Below are 940 nucleotides of genomic sequence, written 5' to 3'. Positions count from 1 at the left end.
GGGTGACTGCGTACCTTTTGTATAATGGGTCAGCGACTTATATTCTGTAGCAAGGTTAACCGCATAGGGGAGCCGCAGGGAAACCGAGTCTTAACTGGGCGTTAAGTTGCAGGGTATAGACCCGAAACCCGGTGATCTAGCCATGGGCAGGTTGAAGGTTGGGTAACACTAACTGGAGGACCGAACCGACTAATGTTGAAAAATTAGCGGATGACTTGTGGCTGGGGGTGAAAGGCCAATCAAACCGGGAGATAGCTGGTTCTCCCCGAAAGCTATTTAGGTAGCGCCTCGTGAAGTCATCTTCGGGGGTAGAGCACTGTTTCGGCTAGGGGGTCATCCCGACTTACCAACCCGATGCAAACTGCGAATACCGAAGAATGTTATCACGGGAGACACACGGCGGGTGCTAACGTCCGTCGTGAAGAGGGAAACAACCCAGACCGCCAGCTAAGGTCCCGAAGTCATGGTTAAGTGGGAAACGAAGTGGGAAGGCTCAGACAGCCAGGATGTTGGCTTAGAAGCAGCCATCATTTAAAGAAAGCGTAATAGCTCACTGGTCGAGTCGGCCTGCGCGGAAGATGTAACGGGGCTAAACCATGCACCGAAGCTGCGGCAGCGACACTCAGGTGTTGTTGGGTAGGGGAGCGTTCTGTAAGCCGCAGAAGGTCTGCTGTGAGGCAGGCTGGAGGTATCAGAAGTGCGAATGCTGACATAAGTAACGATAAAGCGGGTGAAAAACCCGCTCGCCGGAAGACCAAGGGTTCCTGTCCAACGTTAATCGGGGCAGGGTGAGTCGACCCCTAAGGCGAGGCCGAAAGGCGTAGTCGATGGGAAACGGGTTAATATTCCCGTACTCGGTGTGACTGCGAAGGGGGGACGGAGAAGGCTAGGCTGGCCGGGCGACGGTTTGTCCCGGTTTAAGCGTGTAGGTGGGCGGTCC

Annotated in this window: 1 rRNA gene; it reads left to right on the top strand. The window is 54.8% G+C overall.

Annotation, left to right across the window (positions count from 1 at the left end):
* Positions 1 to 940 (top strand): 23S ribosomal RNA (locus Xbed_RS18830); the annotation flags it as partial.

It is taken from the genome of Xenorhabdus beddingii (assembly GCF_002127545.1).
Classification (GTDB): domain Bacteria; phylum Pseudomonadota; class Gammaproteobacteria; order Enterobacterales; family Enterobacteriaceae; genus Xenorhabdus; species Xenorhabdus beddingii.
The sequence above is the reverse complement of the archived record's forward strand: the minus strand, read 5'-3'. Positions and strand labels throughout refer to the sequence as shown.